The sequence below is a fragment of the Catenovulum adriaticum genome, from assembly GCF_026725475.1.
GTDB classification, from domain to species: domain Bacteria; phylum Pseudomonadota; class Gammaproteobacteria; order Enterobacterales; family Alteromonadaceae; genus Catenovulum; species Catenovulum adriaticum.
Genome location: NZ_CP109965.1, coordinates 2616507 through 2643108, shown reverse-complemented (window position 1 = coordinate 2643108; position 26602 = coordinate 2616507). Strand labels below are relative to the sequence as shown.

The window sequence follows — 26602 nt, the reverse complement described above, 5'->3', positions numbered from 1 at the left end:
AAGCTGGAATAGGAAGTTCCCCAAAATGCCGCTGTGGGTAATGGCCCTCGAACCGTAAAGTTCAAGGCGGAAAATAACACTTGACCGTAGGCTTCTCGGTACTTGCCGAGCTTGCTCAATAGCCAAGATGGTATCTTCCTAAAGTATTAGTATCGGCTCAGGGACTTAACCCCTAGACGAACACCTCAGGGAACAAAACTGAAATTTAATTCTATCGAGTTTAGTTTTTATCTGCAAACAAGATTCTTTTCAAAATTTGCACAGGTTCAAAGATTTGCTCAGTATTCTGTACACTTAGCTTTAATAAAAACTTTATTCGATTTACGGCTTTGCTAAAGCTATTATTTAAACGCTTTAGTGGCCGTTGATGGCGCGCACTATAAGCATGCTGCTCATGCATTGCAAGTGTGTTTTCTATAATTATAGCTTTGTTTGCTCTACTTGCTGGTTTTTCATTCAAATAACGAGGTTTTGAATTATCGCTGCTGGCTGATACAAGCTCACGGTGGTAGGATAAGTCACAATTTTATTTCAAGACAAATTAAGACATTATGGCGGATACAAACTTACCTGATTACGACCAATTTGAGTTTTTTTTACATCAAAATGATCTGACCAGTACGGCAGCAGAAATTCATGGCGTGATTGCCGGCTGTTTATGTGCAGGGATGAAATATAAACAAGCTGAGTGGTTAGATTTAGTGAGCGAATTTGTATTGCAAGGTGCCGATATTCCAGATAATGCAGACTCTAAATTTAAAGACCTATATGAAACCACGTATCTGCAATTAATGGATGATGCATTTGCCTTTCAAATCTTTTTACCTAATGAAGACGATGTTCGTTTAGCGGAACGTGCGCAAGTTTTACTTGAGTGGATATCAGCCTTTATTTCAACATTCGGTAGTGCGATTGGAGATAAGTTTGTTAATTTAGATCCTCAAGTAAGAGAAGCATACGAAGATATGCTTGAAATCAGTCAAATGGATACTGAAATGGAAGATAACGACAGTAATTTAATCGCTTTTGAAGAAGTGGCTGAATATGTGCGTATGACTTGCATTTTATGCTTTGGTGAGTTGGGTGATAAAAGTGGTGAAACAGGATCAGCTAGCCCAATGCTACACTAAATTAAAATATGAAGGATTAGCATGATAACTCAAAGCGAATATTTGGCCCGTCGCCAAGCCATCTTAGAGAAAATGCAAGATAAAAGCATTTGTATTGTGATGGCCGCCAGTGAAAAAACACGTAGCAATGATACTGAATACCTTTTCAGACAAGACAGTGACTTTACTTATTTAACTGGGTTTAATGAACCAGATGCTTGTTTGTTACTTATTAAACCCGATCCGCAAAGCGATAGCCCAACGCAAAGTATTTTATTTTGTCGCGAAAAAAACAAATTAGCCGAAATTTGGAACGGTCGTCGAATTGGCCCAGACCTCGCGCAGCGTACGTATGCAGTTGATCAAGCCTTTTCTTTATCTGAATTAGAAACTCAATTAGTGAGTTTTTTAGATGGTCAGGCTGGTGTTTATTGGTCGCAAGGTGCGAGTGAAGCGGTTGATAAAAAAATCCTCCATGTGATTCAGCAAATCCGTAATAAAGGTAAATTAGGTTTACCGCCGTATCAATTAATGGATTTGCGCCCAATCATTCACGAATTACGTTTGATTAAATCAGCAGCTGAATTAGCAATTATGCAAAAAGCGGCAGATATTAGTTGCGATGCGCATATTAGAGCAATGAAAAGCACGCAAGCGGGTAAATTTGAATATCAGATTGAAGCAGATATTTTACATGAGTTTGCATATCAGGGCGCTCGATTTGCAGCTTATAATAGCATTGTGGCAGGCGGTGATAATGCTTGTATTTTGCACTACACCGAAAACTCAGATGAATTAAAGCAAGACGACTTATTATTGATTGATGCCGGGTGCGAATTATCTGGTTATGCGGCAGATATTACACGTACATTTCCGGTAAGTGGGCAGTTCAGTGAGGCTCAAGCTCAGTTATATCAATTAGTTTTAAATGCACAAACTCAAGCGATTAAAACCTTAAAACCCGGTCAAACTCTAGCTAATGCAACCCAAATTGCGGTCGATGTTATTACTCAAGGGTTAATTGACTTAGGTTTATTAACAGGCACTTTAGCCGAAAACACCCAGCCGCAGGACGAGAAGCCACCAGCATATCGACAGTTTTTTATGCATGGATTAAGCCATTGGCTAGGACTAGATGTACATGATGTGGGCGCTTACAAAATTAATAAGCAAGACAGACCTCTAGAGCCGGGTATGGTGATTACCGTTGAACCGGGTTTATATGTAGCTAATGATGCTGATGTGGCTGAAAAGTGGCGTGGAATCGGGATTAGAATTGAAGATAATATTGCGATTACAGCAGATGGTTATTTAAACTTAACCCAAGCTGCACCTAAAACCATCAGCGACATTGAAGCCATTATGTTTAATAAAGAAGCGGTTAAATAAAAATGGCAAAATAAAATGCAAGCAAATACAGAGCAGTTTGATATTGTTATTGTTGGCGGTGGTTTAGTAGGTTGTAGCATGGCCGGCGCACTGAAAGCGCAAGCAGCTGGACAAAATTTAAAAATCGCTATTATTGAATCCAGCGTTAAGCCAGAATTATCTGCAAGTCATCACTCATCTAAAAGCAGTTTTGATGGTAAAGCAATCGCGCTTTCTTATGGGTCTGTTCAGCAGTTAGATAATTGGGCCCTGTGGCAAGCCGTTAAGCCATTTACGCAAGCCATTAATAAAATTGAAGTGAGCGAACAGCATACGGCTGGTTTTAGCTTTATTCATGCGCCTAAGAACGTAACCGCACTAGGTTATGTCATAGAAGCACAAAATATTGGCGCACAATTATTAACCAAGTTAAATCAATTAGATTTAACTTGGTTTCAACCCGCGCAAGTTACAACCTTAACTCAGCAACAAAACCACATTGAGTTAACCTTAGATTCCGGCAAAAGACTTTGTAGTCAGTTAGTATTAGCTTGTGATGGTGCCAATGGAAAAATGCGCCAATTATTAAAGCTGCAACCTAAAGCCGATGATTATGGGCAGTGGGCAATTACCAGTAACGTTGAAGTAGATTGTGCACATCAAAATATTGCTTACGAGCGGTTTACTCAAAACGGGCCATTGGCCATGCTACCTATGAAACATAACCGTTTTGGTTTAGTTTGGTGTACTACACAAGCTAAGGCTGAGCAGTTAAAGCAGTTAAACGACGATGAGTTTATCGCTCAACTTCAGCAAGCTGTGGGTTATAAAGTTGGTAAAGTAATTAAAGTGGGTCAGCGCCAGACTTACCCGCTGAAGCGCAGTTACCTTGAGCAAAATGTGCATCACAGATTAGTTTTTTTAGGTAATGCATCGCATACTGTTCATCCTATTGCCGGGCAAGGTTTTAACCTTGGCATTAGAGATGTTGCTTGCGCCGCTAATTTAATTGCTCAAAAATTAACACAAAAACAAGATGTCGGCCTTAATTGGCATTGTTATTTAGCCGAGCGCCAAAAAGATATTCAGTTTATTTTGCAAACAACAGATACATTAGTTAATGTTTTTTCAAATAACCAAACATTGCTAAAAGCAGCGCGAAATATTGGCTTACTCGCCTTTGAACTATCGCCAATTGCTAAAAGTGCATTTGCCAGTCGAGCAATGGGGCAAATTAACCTAAATGATAGGTAATAAATCGTGATAGATAAATTTGATGTAGTTGTAGTTGGCGGCGGTATTATAGGACAAACTTGCGCACTTGCGCTTGCTCAGTCTCAAATTAAAGTAGCGTTAATCGACCCTAATATCGATAGTGAAATGACGGCAACTCAAGCTTTAAGAGTTAGCGCAATTAATCAGGCCTCAATTAACGCTTTTAAAGCGCTTGATATTTGGCATCAGTTATCTCATAGTCATAAAGCAGCTTATACTGGAATGGAAGTTTGGGATAAAAATAGTGCTGCCAATATTTCTTTTTCCAGTCAAGATAATCACGCTGATGCATTAGGTTACATTGTTGAAAATAGCCAACTAGAGCAAATATTATTAGAGGCATTAAAACAGCAAACAAGTAGCCATTTATATACAGATAAAGTCACTCAGCTTAATCAAGATGATGAGCAAACGTTATTGCAACTTGCGAGCGGGCAATTAGTTCAAGCTAAATTATTGGTTGTGGCAGATGGCGCAGAGTCTCAGCTTCGAAACTGGTTAGATATTCCGCTTAGTTTTTCTGATTATGGGCAAAAAGCGATAGTAGCGAAAATTAAAACTCAGCAACCACATGAAGGGATTGCACGGCAAGTATTTACGCCCAGTGGTCCGCTAGCTTTTCTCCCCTTATCTGAACCCGATCGCGTTTCAATTGTATGGTCACAAACGAGTCAAGTCGCAGATGATTTGATGAATTTAGATGAGGCATCATTCAATAAAAAACTGGCTGCGGCTTTTGATTGTATTTCAGGGACAGTTGAGCTTGAGTCTGAACGTTTAGCATTTCCACTGAAAATGCGCTACGCGCAAAGCTTTATGGCAGGACCTGCAGTTTTAATTGGCGATGCGGCACACACCATTCATCCGCTTGCTGGGCAGGGGGCCAATTTAGGGATTTTAGATGCATTAGCGATTGCTGAAAATGTTATCCAAAACCTAAATCAAACGGGTCAAATAAATTTAGTCTCATTAAAACAAGTGACACGCTGGCGACAAGCTGAAGCTATGCAGCGTATTGTAGCAATGCAAGCGTTTAAGCAAGGGTTTGGCAATGAATTTGCACCTATTAAGCTACTGCGTGGGCTAGCAATGAATTTAGTAGATAATACCCCTTTTATTAAACAACAGTGTGCAGCTTTAGCAATGGGAACAACGGGTAAATTACCTGAATTAGCACAAGCCAGGTATTAAATAAAGCTGGGTAAGATTCATAAAAAAATGGCGCTCTAGCGCCATTTTTTTATTTTAATAAACTTTAGAATATATGGTTGCTTGTGATTAAGCCCACTCGCTTTGACGCTTTTTACGTTTTGGCATTAAGGCTAAAATATAACCTAAAATTAAACTGCCCAACGATAATAAACCGCCTCTCACTAACCAATCCATTTTTGCTTTTTCTAAACTTTCTGTTTCACTCAATTGCAGCGACGTTAACTGGCTTTGCGTTTTTTCTAATTTTTGTTGTAATGTTTGAGTGGTTTGTTGATTACGCTTTAATTGGCTCTCAAGCATTTCTTTTTCACTGGCTTGATTACTTAAATTATCTTGTTTTTGGTTTAATTCAGTTTGCAAGCTTTCTAAACGGGCTTTTGCTTCTTTTAACTGATTTTGAATGCTTTCACCTTGCTGGATGTATTGTGTTTCAACCCAACCTGTTTTGTTGTCATCAAATCGTATTTTGCTAAAGCTATTATCTTCTGAGCGCTCTAAAATTGTAATTTTGCTACCTGCGACAACAGTATCGGTAATTCGGTAATTACGGGTGGGCCCAGTATGAACAAAAACGGTTAACTGATCCGAAATATAATTGTATTGGCCGTCGTCTTGCGCTGAAAAAACATGGCTAGAGGCTAAACTTAAGCAGATAGCGGCTAGTATGTGGCGTTTCATGGAATGCTCCAAATATGGGTGACAAACTAAAATAAATGTATTTTAGCGAAAAATTTAAGAATTATTATATATTCAAACAAGCTGAATGAGCATTCTTCAGGTCATTTGAGTATAACCCTATTAAAAACTGTATTGTTTTAGATTGCTAGTCATTAAAGCGTTATTTGTTCACATTTAGCTATATTTCTTTGTTAATTAGCCAATATAGCTAAAATATATGGGCTATATTGAGTCAAAATAAGCACAGCACTTGAACAATTTTATAGGCTCATGTATTTTCTCATCTCTTACCTAATTTTAGCGCGTGAATCGCACCTATATGGATACTGAGATAGAGCTTAAATTTGCCGTTGCATCTGAAGCATGTGTAACAAGCACTGAAGTAAAAAAACAACTCGATACATTATTATTGCCATTTATTAAAACAGATGGTTATAACTGTAAAAAACTCATTAATACCTATTTTGATACCCCAACTCAATTACTTAGATCTTACGATTTTGGTTTACGTATTCGTACGCGCGATGGCGCGTCTGAACAAACACTAAAAACGGCGGGACGAGTGGTAGGCGGTTTGCATAAGCGACCTGAATATAATGTAGATATTGAGCAAAATAATAAACCAGATTTAAGCTTATTCCCTGATCAAGTATGGCCAGATATTAACCTGCTTAATGATTTGCAATCGAGTTTAACGCCTTTATTTACAACTCACTTTACCCGCCATACTTGGTTGGTTGATTATCAAGGCAGCGTAATTGAAGTGGTATGTGACTCAGGCGAGGTTAGCTCAGAAGATAAATCATTAGACATTCGAGAAATTGAACTTGAATTAGTTGATGGCGATATGCGCCAGCTATTTGAATTAGCAGACTTACTAACCGAAGTATTACCGCTTAGGTTATCAAACGATAGTAAAGCGGCCCGCGGATATCGACTATTTTTAAACACTGAATTGAGCAATCAAGCTGAAATTGGCATGTGCGAATTAGACTCAAACATGACAGTTGAGCAAGCTTTTCAGCGCGCGATTGAGCATGGTTTGGCTTACTGGCAATTTCACGAAGAAGTTTATTGCCACTCGCAAAGTTTATCTAGCTTGCAGCAAGTACTAAAAGGCGTTTATTTAGTTCGCCATACTCTTAACCTGTATCGCGAATTTATTCCTAAAAAAGCCGCTACGCAAATTTGGCAAGAAATTAAATGGTTAATCCGTGAGTTTAGTTGGTTAGATGAAGCTGTGCATATTAAGCAGTTAACTTCCAAAAAAGGTAATTACCGTAAAAAAATAGCTGAAGATGAACAGCTAATTAGTTACCTTGAGGCGAGCCGTAAAGGTTTGCAGAAAGAATCCGACGTACTTAAGTTATTTTATAGCAAAGAATATAGCCAACTGATTTTAAAGCTAATGCGCTGGTTAGTTGAGCGAGGTTGGCGTTGTTACTCTGAAATAGATGAACCCAAAATTACCCAAAACGTAGGGGTTATTGCTGCTAAGCTTAACCAGCAAGATTGGGAAAAATTAAAAAATATGATGCCCGCTAAACAAGATTTTGATGCGCAGGATTATATATATTTTGAGAAATATATTGCCAGAGGATTATTGTCGGGGGCGAGTCTAGGTGACTTATTTGATAGTGAAGACAGATCTGACTTTAGAGCGCCTTGGCTAGATATATTAGAAGGGATATTTGAGCTTAAAACATTAGCTTTATTTGATGAAAACCTGACAAATTATCAAGGGGATAATGGTCAAGATTTAAAGGTTTGGAGCGAAAATAAAGTGAAAAGCTTAGTAAATGTGTTGGAGCAATCCCGAAAATCCGCTTTCAAAATGACCCCATATTGGTAAGTTTTAGGTTTTCTTTAGATTTTAAAGTTAAGATTTAAAAATTAAGATTCAAAAGGTAAGGTTTACTTTTTGAATCTTAAAATTTTAATTTTGCTGGCATTTTTTGCATAATCCGTGAGCCTCAATTGTAGGTTCTACAATTTTAAAATCACGCTGCTTTGCGGCCGTTAATAACGCTTTGCTAATCGCACTGCTATTCATTTCTTGCACATCACCACAGCTATCACAAATTAATAATTGCGCTTTATGATGCTCAGCAAAATGATTACACAAAACATAGGCGTTTTGTGATTCTACCTTATGAACAAACCCATGCTCTAATAAAAAATCCAACGCCCGATAAATGGTTGGCGGTTTGGCTTTAGCATCGGTTTTTTGTAATTGGGTTAATAAGTCGTAAGCACCCATAGAGCCATTTGAATCTGCAAGTAAACTAAATACTTGCTCTCTGACTGTGGTAAATCGAACGCCTTTGTCCTGACAAAGCATTCTTGCTTGCTCTAATAACAGTGAATCACTCATCTTTGAATGCCATCTAAATTAAATACCATATAGTAATTGTACTCGAATTTACTTAATAGCTACAAGTTAGGCTATTGCTTAATAGCATAAAGCAAACTGAGTAAAGTTCAATTGTCATAAAGTGTTTTATGCATAGGTTTAAACTAAAAAACAGTTACTTTGGGTTTTGATGCTAAGATGGTTCTATAGTTTTTATCTTTTTGATTTTTAAGTTAAAAATTATTTTTTGGCAAGCTCTCGTTACGATTTTTAGCTAAGTTTCAATTGGGTTTTGTCATCTAACTGTCATTTTTCTGGAATCTAGTTGTCATTTTTGATGCGTAATCTTCGCCGTAATTATTAAAAACATTCTTATTTTAACAAACGGTGATAACAATGAAATTAAAACAATTATTTTCTTTAACAGCAATTGCAGCATCTTTAACTTTAGCCGGTTGTGGTGGTGATATTAATATTACCCCAACTTCTGTCGACAACAGTGTTGATAACAGTACTAATAACTCTAACAATTCATCAAATACAAATACTGGTGGCTCAGGTAGCTTTGAGTGTGCGTCATACGAAGCTGACGGTGTAACAGTTGAAGGTGAAGCTGAAGGTAATAACTGTGTGTACGATGGTGACTTCGTAAGCGCTGCTTCTCCAATTATGGCTGATATCACATTAGAAAAATTAGCTAACGATGGTGTTCATTATTTCCAAAGCTCACTAGTTATTGGTCAAGATTGTGATTTAACTCAAGGTACTTGTACTGTAGATGTAGATGGCCCAACCTTAACAATTGAAGCTGGCACAACACTTGTTTTTGATAACGCTTCATCACGTGTTCAAATTAACCGTGGCGCAAATATCGAAGCTGCTGGTACATACGCAAATCCAATCACTTTTACGTCAGCTAATGCAATTTCTAGCTTAAGCGTTCAAGACCCAGAACCACAGGACTGGGGCGGAATCATGATTAACGGTTTAGGCATCACCGACCAATGTACTGATGCTGAACGCACAGCTAACACCTGTAGCGCAAATACTGAAGGTGCTGTTACTTATTACGGCGGTAATGACAATAATGATGATAGCGGTACATTGAAATTTGCTAAAATTCATTATGCAGGTGGTTTACCAGCAGGTGCAGAGGAAGGTAACGACCTTAACTCACTAACATTAGGTGCTGTTGGTTCAAGTACAACTATTGAATATATTGACATTTACGCGGGTTACGACGACGGTATTGAATTATTTGGTGGTGCCGTAAACCTTAAGTATATCGCAATTACTGATACTCAAGACGATAGCATGGATATCGATGCAGGCTGGCAGGGTAATGCACAGTTTGTATATATTAAACACGGCACAGTAAAAAATGCTGCTGGCGAGACTATCAACATGGGTAACGGTGGTTTTGAATCTGATGGTATTAAAGTTAAAGGTACTAGTGTAGATCCGTCTAGCCCTAACATTGCTAACGTAACCGTTGTTACAACAGATGAAGAATCAGCGCGTGATGGTGCTGCTTCAATCGCAATTAAATTAGACGATTTCATTCAAGCTAGCTGGTACAACACTATTTTGATTAAAGACGCAGCAACTCAAACTTACTGTATCGACTATAAACCAGAAGAAGCTGTTGATGAAATGATTGCACAACAAGTTAGCTTAGAATCTTCAGTAGCGGCTTGTGCTCAGCTAGCTGCAACAGGTTCAGAAACAGTAACTGGTACAGACGGTACATCAACTATTACTGTAGAAGAATGGTTTAAAAACGGCGACAAAAACGAATTGCTTAATGCTGGCGCAACCATTCTTGCTGATAACGGTTTCGCAACTTTACCAAACGCTGATTCAGACGTAACGGTAACAGCGACTGATATGTCAACTGTAGATACTTTCTTTGAAACAACTGACTTCATTGGTGCTATTTCGACGACTGATACAAGTTCAGATTGGTATAACTGGTTAAATGACGCTTATACCAATGCAAATGACGAGTAATTAATTACTTATCTATTAATTAGGCGTACACCAGTTACGCCTTTTTTTGTATTGGCAATAGGATTAAGCAATGAAAACTCAATATAGAGCGAATAAAATTTCGTTAGCTGTAGCTCTAAGTCTTTGCTCTGGCGTCGCTTATTCACAGCAAGAAGATGCTGCAATCGAAGAAGTTGTTGCTACTGCAAGTCGTTTGCAAGGTACAGCTGCAGCGGTGATTGAAGAGCGTAAAAACCAAGCTTTTGTGGCCGACATATTAGGCTCAGAGCAAATCGCTAGAACCGGTGATAGTGACGCAGCTTCAGCATTAAGACGAGTAACGGGTTTAACGTTAGTTGATGGTAAATTTATTTATGTACGTGGTTTGGGTGAGCGATATTCAAGTGCTCGCTTAAATGGTGCGGCTATTCCCAGCCCGGATTTAACGCGTAACGTTATTCCAATGGATATATTTCCGACCAGTGTAATTGAAAGTTTATCGGTACAAAAAGCTTTTTCACCAGATATGCCAGCAGCGTTTGGCGGTGGTAGTGTTGATATTCGAACTAAATCGACACCTTCTGAATTTACCGCAGGTATTCAGTTAGGTGCAGGTTATAATTCAAATAACACAGATGGTTATACATACGACAGAAATGAAAACGGGTTAAACCAAGCCGTTAAAAATGCAATTGTGCAATACGATGGCGATTTTTCATTACGTGGTATTACTTCAAAAGATCAAATATCAACGGATGAAGCTAGAGTTGTTAATAAAAACTTACTTAAGTTGTTTCCGCGTGATATGACGTTAGAGCAAGAATCGCTCGACCCAGATTATTCTTTCCAAGCACATATTGGTAACACATTTGACGAAGACCTTTTTGGTGGTTCAATTGGGGTTTTAGCAACCGTATCGTACGATAATAAATGGCAATATAGTCAAGGGGTTGATGCGGTTATTAAACCAGAGCCAGAAATTCCTGAAGACTGTACAATTGATTATAGTACCCTTGAAGAAGTCGGACGTGCTTGTCATGAAACTCGTAGTAATAAACGAGTGACAACTGAAAACGAACGTTTAAATGGTCTTTTAACTTTGGGTTATAGATTAGGTTCTCATAACGTTAGTTATACTTACATCAATATCGAAGATAATGAAGACGAATCGGCAATCGGTGTTACCGAAAAGCAAGAAGGTAACGCAACTATTCCTGAAGGGGATGCAGATAGATCTCATACTTTTCAATTTGAAGAGCGTTCATTAGAAGTTGACCAATTCCGTGGGCAGCATACTTTTCTTGATTACTGGGGCGTTGGCGTTGATTGGCAATATACCGAGTCACAGGCAACTACCGATATCCCATTAAAAGCTACTTACAATTATGCTGATAACTTTAGACATGATGACGGAGCTAACCATTATTCAAGTTCTGAAGTGAGCGGTGGTAATGGCCAAGTAAATTATGAATTCATCGAAATGGATGATTTTATGAAATCTTGGGGTGGTAATGTTAATTTACCGCTAACAATTGGTGGTTACGAAATTGAATTAAAAGGTGGTTGGGACTTTATTGATAGAGCTCGTTATTACACGACCTCAAGCTTCTTCGTAAATAACCCAGGTAATCCAATTACGGTTAATGAAAAAACCGAAGACACGCAAAATATTAGTGAATATTATAGCGATAGCTTAGGTATCACAAATTATTTAACCGACGACTTCATTGACCAAAATAATATTCTTTTGGCCTTTAACGAGCCGGATCTTGAACAAGCAGATGATTATATGGCAGCTCAAAAAATTGAAGCTGGTTATGGGTCATTTGATGTGTTTTTAAATTCAGCTTGGCGTGTTAGTGGTGGTCTTCGTTATGAATCTTTTAAACAGGTTGCTTTAGAATTTACCAGTTCTAATCTTTCTGAGAGTGCGATTGATAACCTATTTAATGAAGATAAAGTATTCGACAGAACCATCAATGAAGATGACGTTTATCCTGCATTGAGTTTGACTTACATTAGTGATGACTACCAGTTACGCTTTGGTTACGGTGAAACGGTTGTTCGCCCTGATCTACGTGAAGTTGTACCTGTTACTTATAGTAATCCACTAACTGATATCCTAACTCGTGGTAACGTATCGCTTGTATCTAGTACCTTGAAAAACTACGATGCTAGATACGAATTATATTTCGATAATGGGGATAACTTAGCAATATCGGCTTTCTATAAAGATATTAGCCAGCCCATTGAGTCAGTTCTTCGTGTTGGTGATGCAGCGTATAGCGCTACGTTTACTAATGGTGACTCAGGTGAATTATACGGTGTTGAAGCTGAATGGTTATTTGATTTAGGCAGTATTTCAAATGGTTTATTTACCACTGGTAACGTTACGTTAAGTGATTCGGAAGTGACTATTGCAGCTGAAAATGCAGGTAGTTTAACGAATGCGACTAAACGAATGACAGGCCATTCACCTTACGTGATTAATTTACAACTAGGTTATGATTCTGCTAATGGCGAACATAGTGCCTCGTTTGTATATAATGTGTTTGGCGAGCGAATTATTGCATCGGGTATCGGCTTACGTGCTGATGCTTATGAGCAACCTTTCCACTCTATCGACATGGTTTATACATACTATCCTGATTTCAGTTCTACGATTAAATTTAAATTACAGAACTTGTTAGGAGAAGACCAAGAAGTAACGCAATCTGATATTGTCGTACGTGGTCGAGATAGAGGCGTTGGCGCAAGCATATCATATCGTTATGATTTCTAATTACGATCTACTTGTTTAAAAAAGCAGCTTCGGCTGCTTTTTTTATTTTCTCCACCTATCAAAGCTATACCCGCAGCGTTTTGCTAAATGGATAGCTTTGCTTATTTAGTTAAGGGACTAGCGGCTGTTTATTTTTCGAGTGCAAAGGTTGTTCTAACTGAGCGCTTTCCAACGACGGCGAGAGCGCTGTAATTAAAGCGTTTTTTCAGCTGATTTTCGATTGTCACATTCCTGTCATCTTTGGTTAATTTTAGTGTCATATAAACGACATATAGTGCTTTCAATCTTTTAATGGTATCAATTAACAGGAAGCTTACCTTATGAGCCTTTCTCGATTATTTAAAATGTCTGTTGTCGCTTCAACTGTTTTATCAGTATCTGCGTTTGCACAGACCGAGAGCTTAGATCCTGCTATTCAAGCAGGCAAAGAAATTAACCAGTCTGCTGAACAGTCTCAACAGAAAATCGACAAAATTAGCGACGATATTCAAACGAGATTACAACAATTTAAAACCATCAATAAAGAAATTGACGGTTTATTAATTTACAACAAGCAGCTTGATAAGCAAATTGCTAATCAAGAATCTGAAATGTCAGATATTAACGAATCAATTGACAAAGTGTCAGTGGTTGAACGCCAAGTGACCCCTTTAATGATACGTATGATTGACGGATTAGAGCAGTTTGTAAATTTAGATGTGCCATTTTTACCGGCAGAGCGTGAAAAGCGTATTGCTGATTTAAAAAACATGATGGACCGAGCTGATATTGCGCCATCTGAAAAATTTCGTCGAGTACTTGAAGCTTACCAAGTTGAAGTAGATTACGGCAAAACAATTGAAGCTTACACAGGCACATTAAATGTTGATGGTGCAGAGCGAGATGTTGATTTTTTACGTGTAGGCCGAGTTGCGTTAATTTATCAAACGCGTGACGGTAAATTGAGCGGCGCTTGGGATACCAATCAAAACGATTTTGTTGCGTTATCACCTGAATACAGAACATCTATTACTAAAGGTTTACGTATAGCGCGTAAGCAACTTGCCCCAGACTTATTGACCCTGCCAATTTCGGCTGCGGAATAAGAGGTTACCACATGAAATCAATTTTTAAACGTTTATTAACCGCAGCTGCATTGTCAACGACCATGACAACTTCAGTATTCGCAGCACAAGAAAACACAGCAGTCAATCTTGACCAATTGTTAACTCAATTAGAGCAAGGTAAATTATTTCAAAATACACAAAACGAACAGCGTGAAAAAGAATTTTTAGCTAAAAAAGCGCAGCAAGTTCAAATGTTAAACGAGGCGGATGCAAGACGCACTCAATTAACTCAGCGTAGTGAATCGTTAGAAACCACATTTGAAAAAAATGAGATTGAATTAGCTAACCTAAGCGAAACTTTAAATAACAGAATGGGTTCGTTAAAAGAATTATTTGGTGTATTGCAGCAAGTTGCAGGCGATATGCAAGGTAAATTTGAAAACTCAATTATCTCAGCTCAGTACCCTAATCGTGGTGTCTTTTTAGATGAATTAGCGCAAAAAATGGGTCAAAGCTCTAAATTAGCATCGGTTGAAGAAATTGAACGTGTTTGGTTTGAACTACAGCGTGAAATGACAGAGTCTGGCAAAATCACTCGTTTTGATGCGCCTGTAATGAATGCAGATACCGGTACCAAAAACCAACAAGAAGTGGTTCGAGTGGGTGCGTTTAACCTAGTTTCAAACGGCAAATTTTTAGAATACGTTAAACAAACGGGTTCGCTTGCCGAATTATCTCGTCAACCTTCTGATCGTTACCTTTCAACTGCATCAGCCGTGCAAGAGCAAAAAGGCGAGTTAGTTGAGTTTGCATTAGACCCAACAGGTGGTTCAATTTTAGGCTTGTTGGTACAAGCGCCAAATATGACTGAGCGTGTAGAGCAAGGCGGCACGGTAGGCTACGTGATTTTAGCGGTTGGTTTAATTGGCTTACTTATCGCGATTGAACGCTTTATTAGCTTAACCATTATTGGCGGCAAAATAAAACGCCAGCTTAAACAAGCAACCCCTAGCACCAACAACCCGTTAGGCCGCGTGATGAAAGTTAAAACCGATAACCCAACGGCAGACAGCGAAACGTTAGAGCTTAAACTAAGTGAAGCCATTTTACGTGAAGTACCAAAACTGGCGCGTAACCTAACCTTTATTAAAATCATCTCAGTTGTGGCACCGTTATTAGGTTTACTTGGTACGGTAACAGGTATGATTAATACCTTCCAAGCCATTACGTTATTTGGTACGGGTGATCCTAAATTAATGGCGGGTGGTATTTCGCAAGCGCTTGTTACCACAGTATTAGGTTTGGTTGTCGCTATTCCAACGTTATTGCTTTACACAGTATTAAACACTCGAAGCCGAGGTTTAATTTCAATTTTGCAAGAGCAAAGCGCAGGCATTATTGCTGAACGTGCAGAGCAAGGAGAATAAAAGTGTACGCTTTTTTCGAAATGATGGAAGCAATTCAAGCCTTTATGGAAACGGGCGGTAGTGTCCTTACTTGGATTGCTGCACTGATATTTGTGATGTGGATCCTGATCTTCGAGCGTATTGCTTTTATCAAGTTTGGCTATAAAAAATACGAAGCAACAGTTAGAAAAACTTGGGAAAAACGGAGTGAGCGAAAATCTTGGAATGCGATGCAAATTCGCGAAGCCATGATTTCACGAGCTTCGAACAAGTTAAATGAAAACTTACTGTTGCTTAATGCCTTAGTTGCTTTGTGCCCTCTACTGGGGTTGATGGGCACAGTAACAGGTATGATTGAAGTATTTGACGTGATGGCAATTAGTGGTTCGGGCAGTGCCCGCTCAATGGCTTCAGGTGTATCAAAAGCCACTATTCCTACTATGGCTGGCATGGTGGGTGCACTTTCAGGTGTATTTGCCTCAACCTGGTTAAGTCGAAGCGCCAAACGTGAAGCAGAATTGCTTGAAGATCACTTAACAACGGATCACTAATTCGTTGCTAAATATGATGAAATTAATTTGGTTTGTTTTGCAGTATTAACAAGCCAACCAATTAAAGAGTATTAAAAAATGCGAGCAAGCCCATTAAACAAAGTGATGGAAGAAGAAGAGCAAGGTATAGATATGACGCCCATGCTGGATGTTGTATTTATTATGCTTATTTTCTTTATTGTAACAGCATCATTCGTTAAAGAGTCGGGGATTGATGTTAACCGCCCAGACGCACCTACAGCTGTTAAAAAAAGCAGAGCAAATATTTTAATTGCGATTAGTGATTCGGGTGATGTTTGGATAGACAAGCGCCGAGTTGATATTCGTGCTGTTCAAGCTAACGTAGAGCGTTTAAAAGCTGAAAATCCGCAAGGTTCTGTGGTGATTCAAGCTGATAAAGCTGCCGACGTTGATACCTTAATTAAAGTGATGGATGCCTCACGCGCTGCAGGTGCGTACGATGTTTCTATTGCCGCAAACGATTAAAGATTATGCTTAGATATATTATTGCTATTGGGTTATCAGTTGCGATTACTTTTTTACTCTTTTTTGGCATGCAATCGCTTATACAAAGTGGGGAAGGGGCATTAACCGAACCACCGCGTGGGAGTGTGCTTGATTTTGTTAGAGTTAAAAAAGAGTCAGCACCTGAGCAAAAAGACAGAAAGCCACAAAAGCCACCTAAGCCACAAGAGCCGCCCCCGCCAATGGAAGCGCCGCCGATGGATTCACCCGATCCAAACGCAAATGCAGCCAGTACTGATTTTGGTGCAGATATTGAAGCCGATGTTGGGTTAGAAGGTGGATTGTCGTTAGAGTCTGGTGATGGTGAATACTTGCCGATTGTTAAAGTACAACCTATTTACCCAAGGCGTGCACAGCAACGTGGTATTGAAGGTTACGTAATTGTTGAATTTACAGTTAATAAACTGGGTGCGGTAACAAATCCAGTCGTGGTTGAAGCCGATCCTGAAAATATATTCGATCAGGCTGCACTGCAAGCGGCTTCAAAGTTCAAATACAAACCAAGGGTTGTAAATGGTGAAGCGGTTGAAGTAGCAGGCGTGCAAAACCGAATTACCTTTAAGTTAAATTAATGGGTAGACAGATGAAAAAATTCTCGAAAACGATTTTACTTTCTGCTGTGTTATCTGCGTTTACAATGATGCCTGTTTCATCTGCGTTCGCAGCGAATGAACAGGCTAGTAATAAAGAAACCGTTAAAGTACCGGCAATGCGCTCAAAAGTATATGAGCAACTAGCACGAGCACAAGGTTTAGCCGACGAAGGCAAACCTCAGGAAGCCATTGAAGCGCTAGATAACGTAAACGGTAAACGTAGCTCAATGAACAGCTATGAAATTGCCATGATGCATAACTTTTATGCTTTTGTTTACTACAACATGGAAAACATGCCAAAAGCGATTGAAAACTTTGAGCTGGTCGTGTCAGAGCAGGCAATACCTGAAAGTTTACGTTTAAGCACACTTTATAGCTTAGCTCAGTTGCATATGGCTGAAAGTAATTACGCTAAATCAATTGAAAAACTAGAGCAGTGGTTTGCCAGTGGTGGCGATGCAGATAATGCCAATGCCTTGGTATTGTTAGCTCAAGCTCAGTATCAGCAAAAAAAATACAAAGCCGCACTTAAGCCTTTGATTAAAGCAATCAAAATAGTGTCAGATGCAGGCAATGTACCTAAAGAAAACTGGTTTGTTTTACAACGTGCCATTTATTATTCGCTTGAAATGTCGGCTGAAGTGGCTGATGTGACAGATACGCTGGTTCGTTTATTTAATAAGCCTGAGTACTGGTTACAACTAGCGGGTATGTACGGTGAACTTGGTTTAGAAGATAAACAACTGGCGATGATGGAAGTTGCATATCAGCAAGGTTTTGTTGAAAATCGACAAGATATTTTAGCGCTAGCACAACTATATGTTTATCACCAAGTACCTGTAAAAGGCGCTTTGTTGCTAGAAAAAGCAATTGCTGATGGTAAAATTAAAGAAGATGTAAAAAACTTAAAGTTTTTAGCTCAAGCTTATACTTTGGCTCGTGAAGAGAAAAAGGCTGTACCGGTTTTAGCAAAAGCCGCTAATTTATCTGAAGATGGAAACTTGGACGCGCAATTGGGCCAAACTTACCTTAATTTAGAGCAATGGGACAAAGCAATCGCCTCTACCCAAACGGCTTTAGATAAAGGCGAGTTAGATGACCCAGGTAAAGCTCAGCTCGTATTAGGCATGGCTTATTTTAATTTGAAAAAATTTGATGCCTCACTTAAAGCGCTGCAAATTGCCAGTGAGCATTCAAGCTCTAAAGCGATGGCTCAACAATGGAAAAAATACGTCGCTAAAGAAAAACAAAACGCTGAAGCAATGGCTGCTATATCGGCATAATTTGTTTATCCAAAGTGTTCCCATGCTATGTATGGGAACCTAACTTTTTAATCTGTTTACCTGCTGTTTAGTCTTCATTCACCCCGCTTGTTATTTTTCTAATACAAATTCTCCCTAATGATCGACGCTATATGTTAGATTATTAAGATAATTTTTTGTGGGAGTTAAAATATAAATGCAAGATTCTGTTGTTTTTAATGTCAACATTGCATCCAGTATATTATTGGCATTATTTGTGATTATTGTATTCGTGCTGACTTATTTTTATATCGTTGATAAACGACAATATAAACACGCAATTAGGCACAATTATCCGGTTATCGGTCGACTCAGGTATTTTCTTGAAAAACAGGGTGAATTTTTTCGCCAATATTTTTTCGCAATGGACAGAGAAGAAATGCCGTTTAACCGCGCTGAGCGTAGTTGGGTTTATCGGGCTGCTAAAAATGTTGATCATACGATAGCGTTTGGCTCAACTCGTAATTTAGATCCGGCAGGCACTATTTTATTTATGAACTGTCCTTTTCCCACATTGGATAAAGATGCTTTGCCAATAGAACCCATGATGATAGGTCCGTATTGTGAAACGCCTTATCAAACAACTTCTATATTTAATATTTCAGGCATGAGTTACGGCGCAATTTCAAAACCTGCAGTTCGAGCTTTAGCTAATGGCGCACAAAAGGCTGGCTGTTGGTTAAATACGGGCGAGGGCGGGCTAACCCCCTATCATTTAGAAAGTGGAGCTGATTTAGTGGTGCAAATTGGCACCGCTAAATACGGTGTCAGAAACGAGCAAGGTTTATTAAGCGAAGCTAAGTTAAAAGAAGCGGCTCGTCATCCACAGGTTAAAATGTTTGAAATTAAAATGAGCCAGGGGGCTAAACCCGGCAAAGGCGGTATTTTGCCCGGTGATAAAGTAACACCTGAAATAGCGGACATTAGAGGGATTCCTGTCGGTCAAGACTCCATTAGTCCAAATGGCCACCCGGATATTAGAAGTGTCAGTGACTTATTAGACATGATAGCCGTGATTAGAAAAACAACAGGTAAGCCTGTTGGGTTTAAAGCCGTTATTGGTGCGTACGCATGGATTGACGAGTTATGTGAAGAAGTGATTAAGCGCGGTGAAGAAAGCGCACCTGATTTTATTACCATAGACAGTGCAGATGGTGGCACAGGGGCTGCTCCTCAGCCATTGATGGATTATGTGGGGATGACTTTAAAAGAAAGCATTCCAATTGTGGTACATAGTTTAACCAAGCATAATTTGCGTGACAGAATTAAAATTGTTGCCTCTGGTAAATTAGTAACACCATCTAAGGTTGCTTGGGCCATTGCGCTAGGCGCTGATTTTGTAACCTCAGCCCGCGGTTACATGTTTGCTTTAGGTTGTATTCAGTCGTTACAGTGTAATAAAAATACTTGTCCAACAGGCATAGCAACGCAAAATATAAAGCGCCAAACGGGTTTGGATGTAACCGATAAATCAGTCAGAGTTGCCAATTATAATAAGTTTATAAATTATGGTTTAGGTATTTTGGCGCATTCTTGTGGCGTGCAAAATATTCGACAACTGCGTTCAAAACACGTAAGAGTTGTAACAGAAAGCGGTTTGTCAGTTTCGTTAGATAAACTGTATCAGCAACACGAATAAAATAAACAATCTTCAATTTATACTTTAAACAAGCGGTGCAGCTAACGTTATTAGGCAAGCATCGCTATAATCTTTTCATTACAAAGCGTTTAAATTATTAAGGTATTTTTCTTAGCTGAGTCTCATCTTCATAAGTTAGGCTACACTTTATAATCTAAACACTTTTTATTTATGCACGGGAGCTTATCGATGTCAGAAATTAAAGATCCTATGATTCCAGATGGTAAAGTTAATCCGATAGAAACCGACTACCAAGTCGGACAAGATAATATTGTGGTTAACGTTGGACCTTTTGGGTTAGATATTCATAACCGAGTTTTTGCAATATCAGCGGTCAGCATTATCGCTTTTGTCGTATTAACCTTAGCGTTTAAAAGCGATGTTGAACCTGTGTTTTCATCGCTTAGGGGTTGGTTAATTAGCCGTTTAGATTGGTTTTTTATCGGATCGGCTAACATTTTTGTTTTAATCTGTTTTGTTTTGGTTGTCTCCCCTTTAGGTAAGGTACGTTTAGGCGGTACGCAGGCAAAACCTGATTATAGTTATCTTGGTTGGTTTTCTATGCTATTTGCCGCAGGGATGGGCATTGGGCTAATGTTTTTTGGGGTGTCTGAGCCGTTATCTCACTTTAATAGTTCACTTGGTGGAATAAATATAGAAGACGGTGTTAGGGTTGATTGGGCGCCACTTGACGGAGCCAGCGGCGATATTGAAAATGCTAAACGTTTAGGCATGGCGGCCACTATTTATCATTGGGCGTTACACCCTTGGGCAATATACGCCGTTATGGCCTTGGGACTGGCGCTGTTTTCATTTAATAAAGGTTTACCATTAACTATTCGTTCTGTTTTTTACCCTATATTAGGTGAACGAGTTTGGGGGTGGCCGGGCCATTTAATTGATTTATTAGCCGTACTGGCCACTTTATTTGGTTTGGCAACGTCGCTAGGTTACGGCGCATCTCAAGCTGCATCAGGTTTACATTATTTATTTGATGTACCAGAAGGCACTACAACACAGGTTATTTTAGTATGTGGCATTACCGCAATCGCGTTATTTTCGGTGGTAGCGGGGTTAGATGCAGGTGTTAAAAAATTATCTGAAATTAATATGATGCTTGCGGTTGCACTGCTTCTTTTTGTGATCTTAGTTGGCCCGACACTCATTATATTAACGGGTTTTGTAGATAACTTTGCTGCTTATTTACAATATTTGCCCGCATTATCAAACCCACTAGGGCGTGAAGATGTTAATTATTCATCCGGCTGGAGTGCATTTTACTGGGCTTGGTGGATCTCTTGGAGTCCATTTGTGGGCATGTTTATTGCGCGTGTCTCTCGTGGTAGAACCGTAAGAGAGTTCATTATTTCAGTGTTATTAATTCCGTCAACAGCCTGTATTTTATGGATGAGCGTATTTGGCGGCACCGCAATTGAACAAGTGGTATCTGACGGTTATCAAGCGGTCGTTGACGCTGAGTTACCTTTGCAATTATTTAATATGTTAGATGTATTACCTCTTGCTTCTATAACATCATTTATTGCGATTATTTTGGTGATAGTATTTTTTGTAACTTCGTCAGATTCAGGCTCTTTGGTTATTGATGTGATTGCAGCGGGTGGTAAGGTAGATTCACCTACACCACAACGTGTATTTTGGTGTGTATTTGAAGGCTTGGTTGCGATTGCGTTAATTGTTGGAGGGGGCTTAGTTGCACTTCAAGCGATGGCGGTTTCAACGGGTTTTCCTTTTACCATTATTTTACTCATTGCGGCTTTTTCAATGGTGAAAGGGTTAATGTCTGAGCCCAGAGGATAATGTGAATGCAATCTGCAGAAAAAATTGAAATTATTAACTTTCTGCGTGAGCTACCGCCTTTTGAACAATTGCCAGATACAGCAATAGAAAAAGCGGCATCAGCCATTGATGTCGCTTATTTTAAAGCTGGAACCCAAATTGTAAATTTAGGCGTGCAGCTTGATACTTGGCATATTATTAGAAGCGGATCCGTTGAGGTATTTAGACGAAGCGGTGCTTTATACAATAGATTAAGCGAAGGTGGGTTTTTTGGCGAACTGAGTTTATTACAACACAGGCCCAGCCGCTTTCCGGTTGTTGCACTGGAAGATTGTTTAATTTATTTATTACCAGAATCAATTTTTAGTGAGTATTTTGATCAGTTTGATACCTTTTCAGATTTAGTTGAGGTTGAAGATAAAAGCCGTTTACGCCAGCTCAACTCCCGGCGTGAAGATGCTAATCAATTAATGACAGCACAAGTTGATGTATTGCTTGGTGGCGACCCTATTACCTTACCCGATACGGCAACTGCGCATCAGGCATCAATTAAAATGAGTGAGGCAAGCAGCTCCAGTTTATTAGTGTTAAATCAAAACCAACAAACGTGTGGCATTGTGACTAATACTGATTTGCGCAATCGCTTATTAACGCCGGGTTTGCCTTTTAGCACCCCAGTTACCGAGATAATGTCGACACAAGTTTTTTCTGTTGAGCATACACAGCAAGTTTTTGAAGCCATGTTATTAATGTTGCGACACAATGTGCATCATTTGCCCGTGCTTAAACACGACGCTGCAATTGGTATTATTACCTTGCCCGATATTATTCGTTACGAAACTCAAAATAGTTTATTTGTGGTCGGGCGAATTTTTAAAGCTCAGAATATTGACGAATTAATGGCAATAAAAAGTGAGGTTCGTGCCAGCTTTGTTCGCATGGTACGCGAAGATGCTAACTCGCGTATGATAGGTGGTGCAATGGCGGTGATCGGTCGCAGCTTTAAACAAAGATTACTTGAATTAGCAGAAGAAACGTTAGGGCCACCACCCATTGATTACTGTTTTATCGCAATGGGCTCTATGGCCCGCGAAGAACAGCTAATAGTTACTGACCAAGATAACGCATTAGTACTAGATGATAGCTACGACGAAGCACTACACGGCGATTATTTTGCGCAATTAGCTAAAATAGTATGTGACGGACTTGCCGCTTGCGGATACAGTTATTGCACTGGCGGCATTATGGCAACAAATCCTAAATGGCGACAACCACTCAGGAAATGGAAACAATATTTTACGTTATGGATTGATAAGCCTAACCCTGAATCTTTATTACACTCAGCTATTTTTTTTGATTTACAGCCAGTTTATGGCAAAACAGGTTTCGCTAAACAACTCAACCAGTTAATACGACATAAAGCGAAAAACAGTACGCGCTTTTTAGCTTGTATAGCCCGCAACGCTTTGCTACGCACGCCCCCACTTGGATTTTTTCGGGAATTTGTGATGGAAAAAAGCGGTGAACAATCAAACTCTATCAATATAAAACGCCGAGGCACAGCACCGCTGGCCGATATTATACGGGTTCATGCACTGGCAATAGGCTCTAAATCGCACAACTCGTTCGAACGATTAGACGATATTATAAAGCATAAAATTTTACCAAACGGGCGCGGCGAAGATTTAAGAGATGCGCTAGAGCTTATCTCAATTATCAGAATTAAATACCAAGCCAGTGACTTAGAAAAAGCCATAGAGCCAGATAATAATATAGAGCCAGAATCCTTATCTGACTTTGAGCGAAAAAATTTAAAAGATGCTTTTCAAATTGTCAGTGATGCACAAAAATTTTTACGGTTTAAATATCAGCCCGGCAGAGCGAACTAAACCCCATGTTTTATTTAGAAAAAAACAAACTCGATCAAAAAATAGAGCATTGGCCAAAATTTTATGAAGAACAAGCAAAAACTTGTAAAAACGAAATACTTAAAGCTTATTACCAAGCCGGAATTGATCCCCCAACAACGCAGCTAAAACAGGCTAATTTAGTTGCATTAGATTTAGAAACCACAGGTTTAGATGCACAGCGAAACTCAATTGTGAGTGTGGGGGTTGTGCCTTTTAGCGCGAGCCGTATTTATTTAAGCCAAGCTAAGTACTGGGTAGTAAAGCCCAGAGGCCAATTAAATGAAAGCTCTATTGTGATTCATGGCATTACCCATTCTGAAATTGAACAAGCGCAAGATTTTAGCCATATCATGGCTGAGTTGTTTCAGGCGATTAGCGGCAAAGTAGTTGTTGCGCACTGTGCCTCAATTGAAAAATCTTTTTTAAATAAAGCGCTGCAACACAGGTTAAAAGAAGGGATTCAATTTCCAGTTATTGATACCATGAACCTAGAAGCAAAAATAAGCCAATATAAACCACTTAATTTTTGGGATAAATTTTTAGGACGCGAAGCGATCTCGCTTAGGCTAGGCGATGCAAGAAATCGGTATCACTTGCCTTACTATAAACCACATCATGCATTGTCTGACGCTTTAGCTTGTGCTGAACTTTTACAAGCGCAAATCGCATATGCTTATTCAGACAACACAGAGTTAGCTAAATTGTGGGAGTAACAAGTACAGTACTCAATCATAAAAATAAATGAATAAGGTAAAAAATTAGATGAAATTTATATTTCAGTCTTTACTTAAAGGGCTTGCCATTTTATTACCCGTAATCGTCACTATTATGTTGTTGCACTGGCTGTTAGTAACGATTGAGGCTTTATTAAGCCCAGTATGGAAAACACTGTTAGGTGAGCAATATTATGTACCCGGGCTCGCTTTTTTAAGTTTTTTAATACTCGCAGTGCTAATAGGGTTTACCTCGCGTTGGAATTTTCTTGATTTTATCTGGCGTTTACCCGGCAGAATTATGAATAAAATGCCGTTACTACGAAATTTATATGGCACCGTAAACGATTTATTCGACATGATGCAAGGCAAAGACTTTGCTGACGAATCTGTTGTGTTAGTGACCATGCCAGGCAGCCAAATGAAATTTATAGGTATAGTGACTAAACGTCGTGATCAAGATTCAAATAAACAAGATAAACTGACAGGCGTTATGCCAGATGATCATGTATCAGTATTTTTGCCGATGGCTTATAACGTAGGTGGTTATATGATTATAGTGCCAATAGATTGCGTAGAGCCTATTGATATTAAACCTGCCGAAGCCATTCAAATAGCCATTAGTGCGGGCTTAGGAAAAGGGCAAGGTAAACCCGATAAACTGTAAGTTTTTATAGTTGTCGTTTGGCGTTATCTTATTGTATCAAAGCTAAACATAATGCTAATTTTAAACCTTAAACTGGCCTAAAATCTGGTGAGATAATATGAATAACATACCCGAGCATGATAACGTACAGTCAGATTCTGAAAAAAACATTGTCTCAACTGATGGCGAGATTTTACAAAGTGGCCCTCAAGTAGAGCGCAGCAAAGAGCGAGCCCAAGAGTCGCACGATTATACCTCTGTCATTATTAAACGCATCGATGAAACCTTTAGACACCCAGACGACATACTGCAAAAAGCGATTGAAGAAGGGCAATTGCAATACGCACGGCCTTATTTGTCTTTAATGTTATCATCGGTTGCTGCCGGCATGATTATTTGCTTTACCGTGATGTTGGTTGGCATTATGGCGTCTATAACGGGCGATTTAAAAACCGGGTTTAATAAAGTATTTATCGCTTTAGTTTACCCGCTAGGGTTTATTTTGGTTATTTTAAGCCGCTCACAATTATTTACTGAACATACCGCCACCGCTTTTTATCCGGTATTAGACAGAAAAAATAGCTATTTAAGTATGTTTGGTCTGTGGGGTGTGGTGATTATAGGTAACTTGCTGGGCGGTATGATTAGCGCCAGTATGCTGGCGATGGCTGAGTCATCTATTCACGCCAGTGAAGGTTATGCCATTATCGCCGAGCATATTGTGCAATTTTCATCGGCAACCTTACTTATTAGCGCTATTTTAGCGGGCTGGCTAATGGCCTTAGGCGCATGGTTAACTTTATCAACGCATTCAACCAGCAGCCAAATGTTATGCATTTATATCGTTACTTTTATTATTGGTTTAGGTGGTTTGCACCACTCGATTGCCGGAACCGTTGAGCTTGCAGTTGCTTATATGACCACAGAACAATTTGAGTTAATGAATATCATTAGAGCCATTGGGGTTATGCTAATAGGCAACGCCATTGGGGGAAGTATATTTGTCGCCCTATTAAATTACAGCCATATTCGTAAATTAGAAAAAACAGATTAAGTTTTTGAGTCTGCCACATTGCTATAGAAAAGATTTTTACAAATTTTTCTATAGCAATTACTTGTTTGAGTAAATATCCGTCATAACAGTTGGGGTAGAAAGATAAAACGCTAACCTTTCAAATCCCGATAAAGTTTTCATGTGAGCCTAAGGTTATCAATTCTAAAACAATCGAACCATTTTCATAGCTATAGCCGAGTAAAGTAAGTCGCTTAACCATTTTGAATTTATAAACACGTAAAAAAGCCAAATCGCCTTTCTTTTGTTGACCCAATAATGGGTCATTTACCAAGGCTTTTACGGCTTTGTTCAAGTCTGATTTTTGATTTGACTTTAGCTTTTTAACCGCCTTTTTAAAGGTTGGTGTTTGTAACGTTTGGGTTGTTTTAGTCAAACTCATAGGCCTCTAATTTACCGGCTTCTTTTTCAGCTTTGGCAATTAGGGCTTGTTTAACAAATTCGTAAGGTAAATCCGGGTTATCTTCCATTATTTCCCCAATTTTCGCCCAGTGCTCAACTTGCTTTGATGTTGAGCGGCTTAAAGCTTTTGCCATTATACTGGCCCTTTCTACCAACTCTTCGTCTAAACGAACACTTAAAGTGGCCATGGTGATACCTCTTTGCTTAATATTTACACAAACTGTATCACTGCGTT

Annotated in this window: 23 protein-coding genes and 1 other RNA gene; 19 read left to right on the top strand and 5 right to left on the bottom strand. The window is 39.1% G+C overall.

Annotated elements, in window-relative coordinates; genetic code table 11:
• Nucleotides 1–13 precede the first annotated feature (13 nt).
• Nucleotides 14–195: non-coding RNA, 6S RNA (gene ssrS, locus OLW01_RS11565), on the bottom strand.
• 356 nt (nt 196–551) lie between these two features.
• Between ssrS and OLW01_RS11560 the strand changes: the two genes are divergently transcribed.
• Genes OLW01_RS11560 through OLW01_RS11545 form a run of 4 tightly spaced genes read left to right on the top strand, consistent with a single transcriptional unit; the run spans nt 552 to nt 4943 of the window.
• Entirely contained in the window at nt 552–1130 is a 579-nt protein-coding gene (locus OLW01_RS11560; protein ID WP_268074068.1) for a UPF0149 family protein, read from the top strand.
• Nucleotides 1131–1151: 21 nt separating this feature from the next.
• On the top strand, nt 1152–2498 hold the full coding sequence (pepP, locus tag OLW01_RS11555) for a Xaa-Pro aminopeptidase (protein WP_268074067.1): 1347 nt from the start codon (nt 1152–1154) through the stop codon (nt 2496–2498).
• A 15-nt stretch (nt 2499–2513) separates the two neighbouring features.
• Entirely contained in the window at nt 2514–3731 is a 1218-nt protein-coding gene (ubiH, locus tag OLW01_RS11550) for a 2-octaprenyl-6-methoxyphenyl hydroxylase (protein ID WP_268074066.1), read from the top strand.
• 6 nt (nt 3732–3737) lie between these two features.
• Nucleotides 3738–4943, top strand: coding sequence for an FAD-dependent oxidoreductase (locus tag OLW01_RS11545; protein ID WP_268074065.1), 1206 nt, complete (start codon nt 3738–3740; stop codon nt 4941–4943).
• An 87-nt stretch (nt 4944–5030) separates the two neighbouring features.
• On the opposite strand, the gene OLW01_RS11540 is transcribed toward OLW01_RS11545, so the two are convergent.
• Nucleotides 5031–5642 carry a TIGR04211 family SH3 domain-containing protein gene (locus OLW01_RS11540; RefSeq protein ID WP_268074064.1) on the bottom strand — a complete coding sequence of 204 codons (612 nt, stop codon included), beginning with the start codon at nt 5640–5642 and terminating at the stop codon, nt 5031–5033.
• Between the two features lie 319 nt (nt 5643–5961).
• Here OLW01_RS11540 and OLW01_RS11535 point away from each other — a divergent pair, with 319 nt between their 5' ends.
• Entirely contained in the window at nt 5962–7494 is a 1533-nt protein-coding gene (locus OLW01_RS11535) for a CYTH and CHAD domain-containing protein (protein WP_268074063.1), read from the top strand.
• A gap of 84 nt (nt 7495–7578) precedes the next feature.
• Here OLW01_RS11535 and OLW01_RS11530 read toward each other — a convergent pair whose 3' ends face one another.
• Nucleotides 7579–8016: a transcriptional repressor gene (locus OLW01_RS11530; RefSeq protein ID WP_268074062.1), complete on the bottom strand. Its 438-nt coding sequence runs from the start codon at nt 8014–8016 to the stop codon at nt 7579–7581.
• Nucleotides 8017–8391: 375 nt separating this feature from the next.
• Here OLW01_RS11530 and OLW01_RS11525 point away from each other — a divergent pair, with 375 nt between their 5' ends.
• From OLW01_RS11525 to OLW01_RS11460, 14 genes are all read left to right on the top strand, one after another.
• Complete coding sequence (locus OLW01_RS11525; RefSeq protein ID WP_268074061.1) at nt 8392–10005, top strand: hypothetical protein; 1614 nt, start codon at nt 8392–8394, stop codon at nt 10003–10005.
• A gap of 70 nt (nt 10006–10075) precedes the next feature.
• Nucleotides 10076–12766 (top strand): TonB-dependent receptor plug domain-containing protein, encoded by a 2691-nt coding sequence (locus tag OLW01_RS11520; protein WP_268074060.1) that lies wholly within the window; start codon nt 10076–10078, stop codon nt 12764–12766.
• A gap of 320 nt (nt 12767–13086) precedes the next feature.
• Complete coding sequence (locus OLW01_RS11515) at nt 13087–13851, top strand: DUF3450 domain-containing protein (protein ID WP_268074059.1); 765 nt, start codon at nt 13087–13089, stop codon at nt 13849–13851.
• 11 nt (nt 13852–13862) lie between these two features.
• The gene (locus OLW01_RS11510; RefSeq protein ID WP_428980161.1) at nt 13863–15239 is read left to right on the top strand and encodes a MotA/TolQ/ExbB proton channel family protein; all 1377 of its coding nucleotides are present in this window, start codon (nt 13863–13865) and stop codon (nt 15237–15239) included.
• A 2-nt stretch (nt 15240–15241) separates the two neighbouring features.
• The gene (locus OLW01_RS11505) at nt 15242–15769 is read left to right on the top strand and encodes a MotA/TolQ/ExbB proton channel family protein (protein ID WP_428980160.1); all 528 of its coding nucleotides are present in this window, start codon (nt 15242–15244) and stop codon (nt 15767–15769) included.
• Between the two features lie 78 nt (nt 15770–15847).
• Nucleotides 15848–16255 carry an ExbD/TolR family protein gene (locus tag OLW01_RS11500; RefSeq protein WP_268074058.1) on the top strand — a complete coding sequence of 136 codons (408 nt, stop codon included), beginning with the start codon at nt 15848–15850 and terminating at the stop codon, nt 16253–16255.
• 5 nt (nt 16256–16260) lie between these two features.
• On the top strand, nt 16261–16866 hold the full coding sequence (locus OLW01_RS11495; RefSeq protein WP_268074057.1) for an energy transducer TonB: 606 nt from the start codon (nt 16261–16263) through the stop codon (nt 16864–16866).
• Nucleotides 16867–16877: 11 nt separating this feature from the next.
• On the top strand, nt 16878–18170 hold the full coding sequence (locus OLW01_RS11490) for a tetratricopeptide repeat protein (protein ID WP_268074056.1): 1293 nt from the start codon (nt 16878–16880) through the stop codon (nt 18168–18170).
• Nucleotides 18171–18345: 175 nt separating this feature from the next.
• On the top strand, nt 18346–19827 hold the full coding sequence (locus OLW01_RS11485; protein ID WP_268074055.1) for an FMN-binding glutamate synthase family protein: 1482 nt from the start codon (nt 18346–18348) through the stop codon (nt 19825–19827).
• A 189-nt stretch (nt 19828–20016) separates the two neighbouring features.
• A complete protein-coding gene (locus tag OLW01_RS11480) occupies nt 20017–21645 on the top strand; it encodes a BCCT family transporter (RefSeq protein ID WP_268074054.1) in 1629 nt (542 codons plus the stop codon).
• Nucleotides 21646–21650: 5 nt separating this feature from the next.
• The gene (locus OLW01_RS11475; protein WP_268074053.1) at nt 21651–23513 is read left to right on the top strand and encodes a DUF294 nucleotidyltransferase-like domain-containing protein; all 1863 of its coding nucleotides are present in this window, start codon (nt 21651–21653) and stop codon (nt 23511–23513) included.
• Nucleotides 23514–23518: 5 nt separating this feature from the next.
• Nucleotides 23519–24247 carry a 3'-5' exonuclease gene (locus OLW01_RS11470; RefSeq protein WP_268074052.1) on the top strand — a complete coding sequence of 243 codons (729 nt, stop codon included), beginning with the start codon at nt 23519–23521 and terminating at the stop codon, nt 24245–24247.
• A gap of 49 nt (nt 24248–24296) precedes the next feature.
• Nucleotides 24297–24914: a DUF502 domain-containing protein gene (locus OLW01_RS11465; RefSeq protein WP_268074051.1), complete on the top strand. Its 618-nt coding sequence runs from the start codon at nt 24297–24299 to the stop codon at nt 24912–24914.
• A 97-nt stretch (nt 24915–25011) separates the two neighbouring features.
• Nucleotides 25012–25947, top strand: a complete 936-nt coding sequence (locus OLW01_RS11460) for a formate/nitrite transporter family protein (protein ID WP_268074050.1) — start codon at nt 25012–25014, stop codon at nt 25945–25947.
• 118 nt (nt 25948–26065) lie between these two features.
• Here OLW01_RS11460 and OLW01_RS11455 read toward each other — a convergent pair whose 3' ends face one another.
• Nucleotides 26066–26347 (bottom strand): type II toxin-antitoxin system RelE/ParE family toxin, encoded by a 282-nt coding sequence (locus OLW01_RS11455; protein ID WP_268074049.1) that lies wholly within the window; start codon nt 26345–26347, stop codon nt 26066–26068.
• Nucleotides 26334–26555, bottom strand: coding sequence for a TA system antitoxin ParD family protein (locus tag OLW01_RS11450; RefSeq protein WP_268074048.1), 222 nt, complete (start codon nt 26553–26555; stop codon nt 26334–26336). The genes OLW01_RS11455 and OLW01_RS11450 overlap by 14 nt, the downstream gene beginning before the upstream one ends.
• Between the last annotated feature and the right edge of the window lie 47 nt (nt 26556–26602).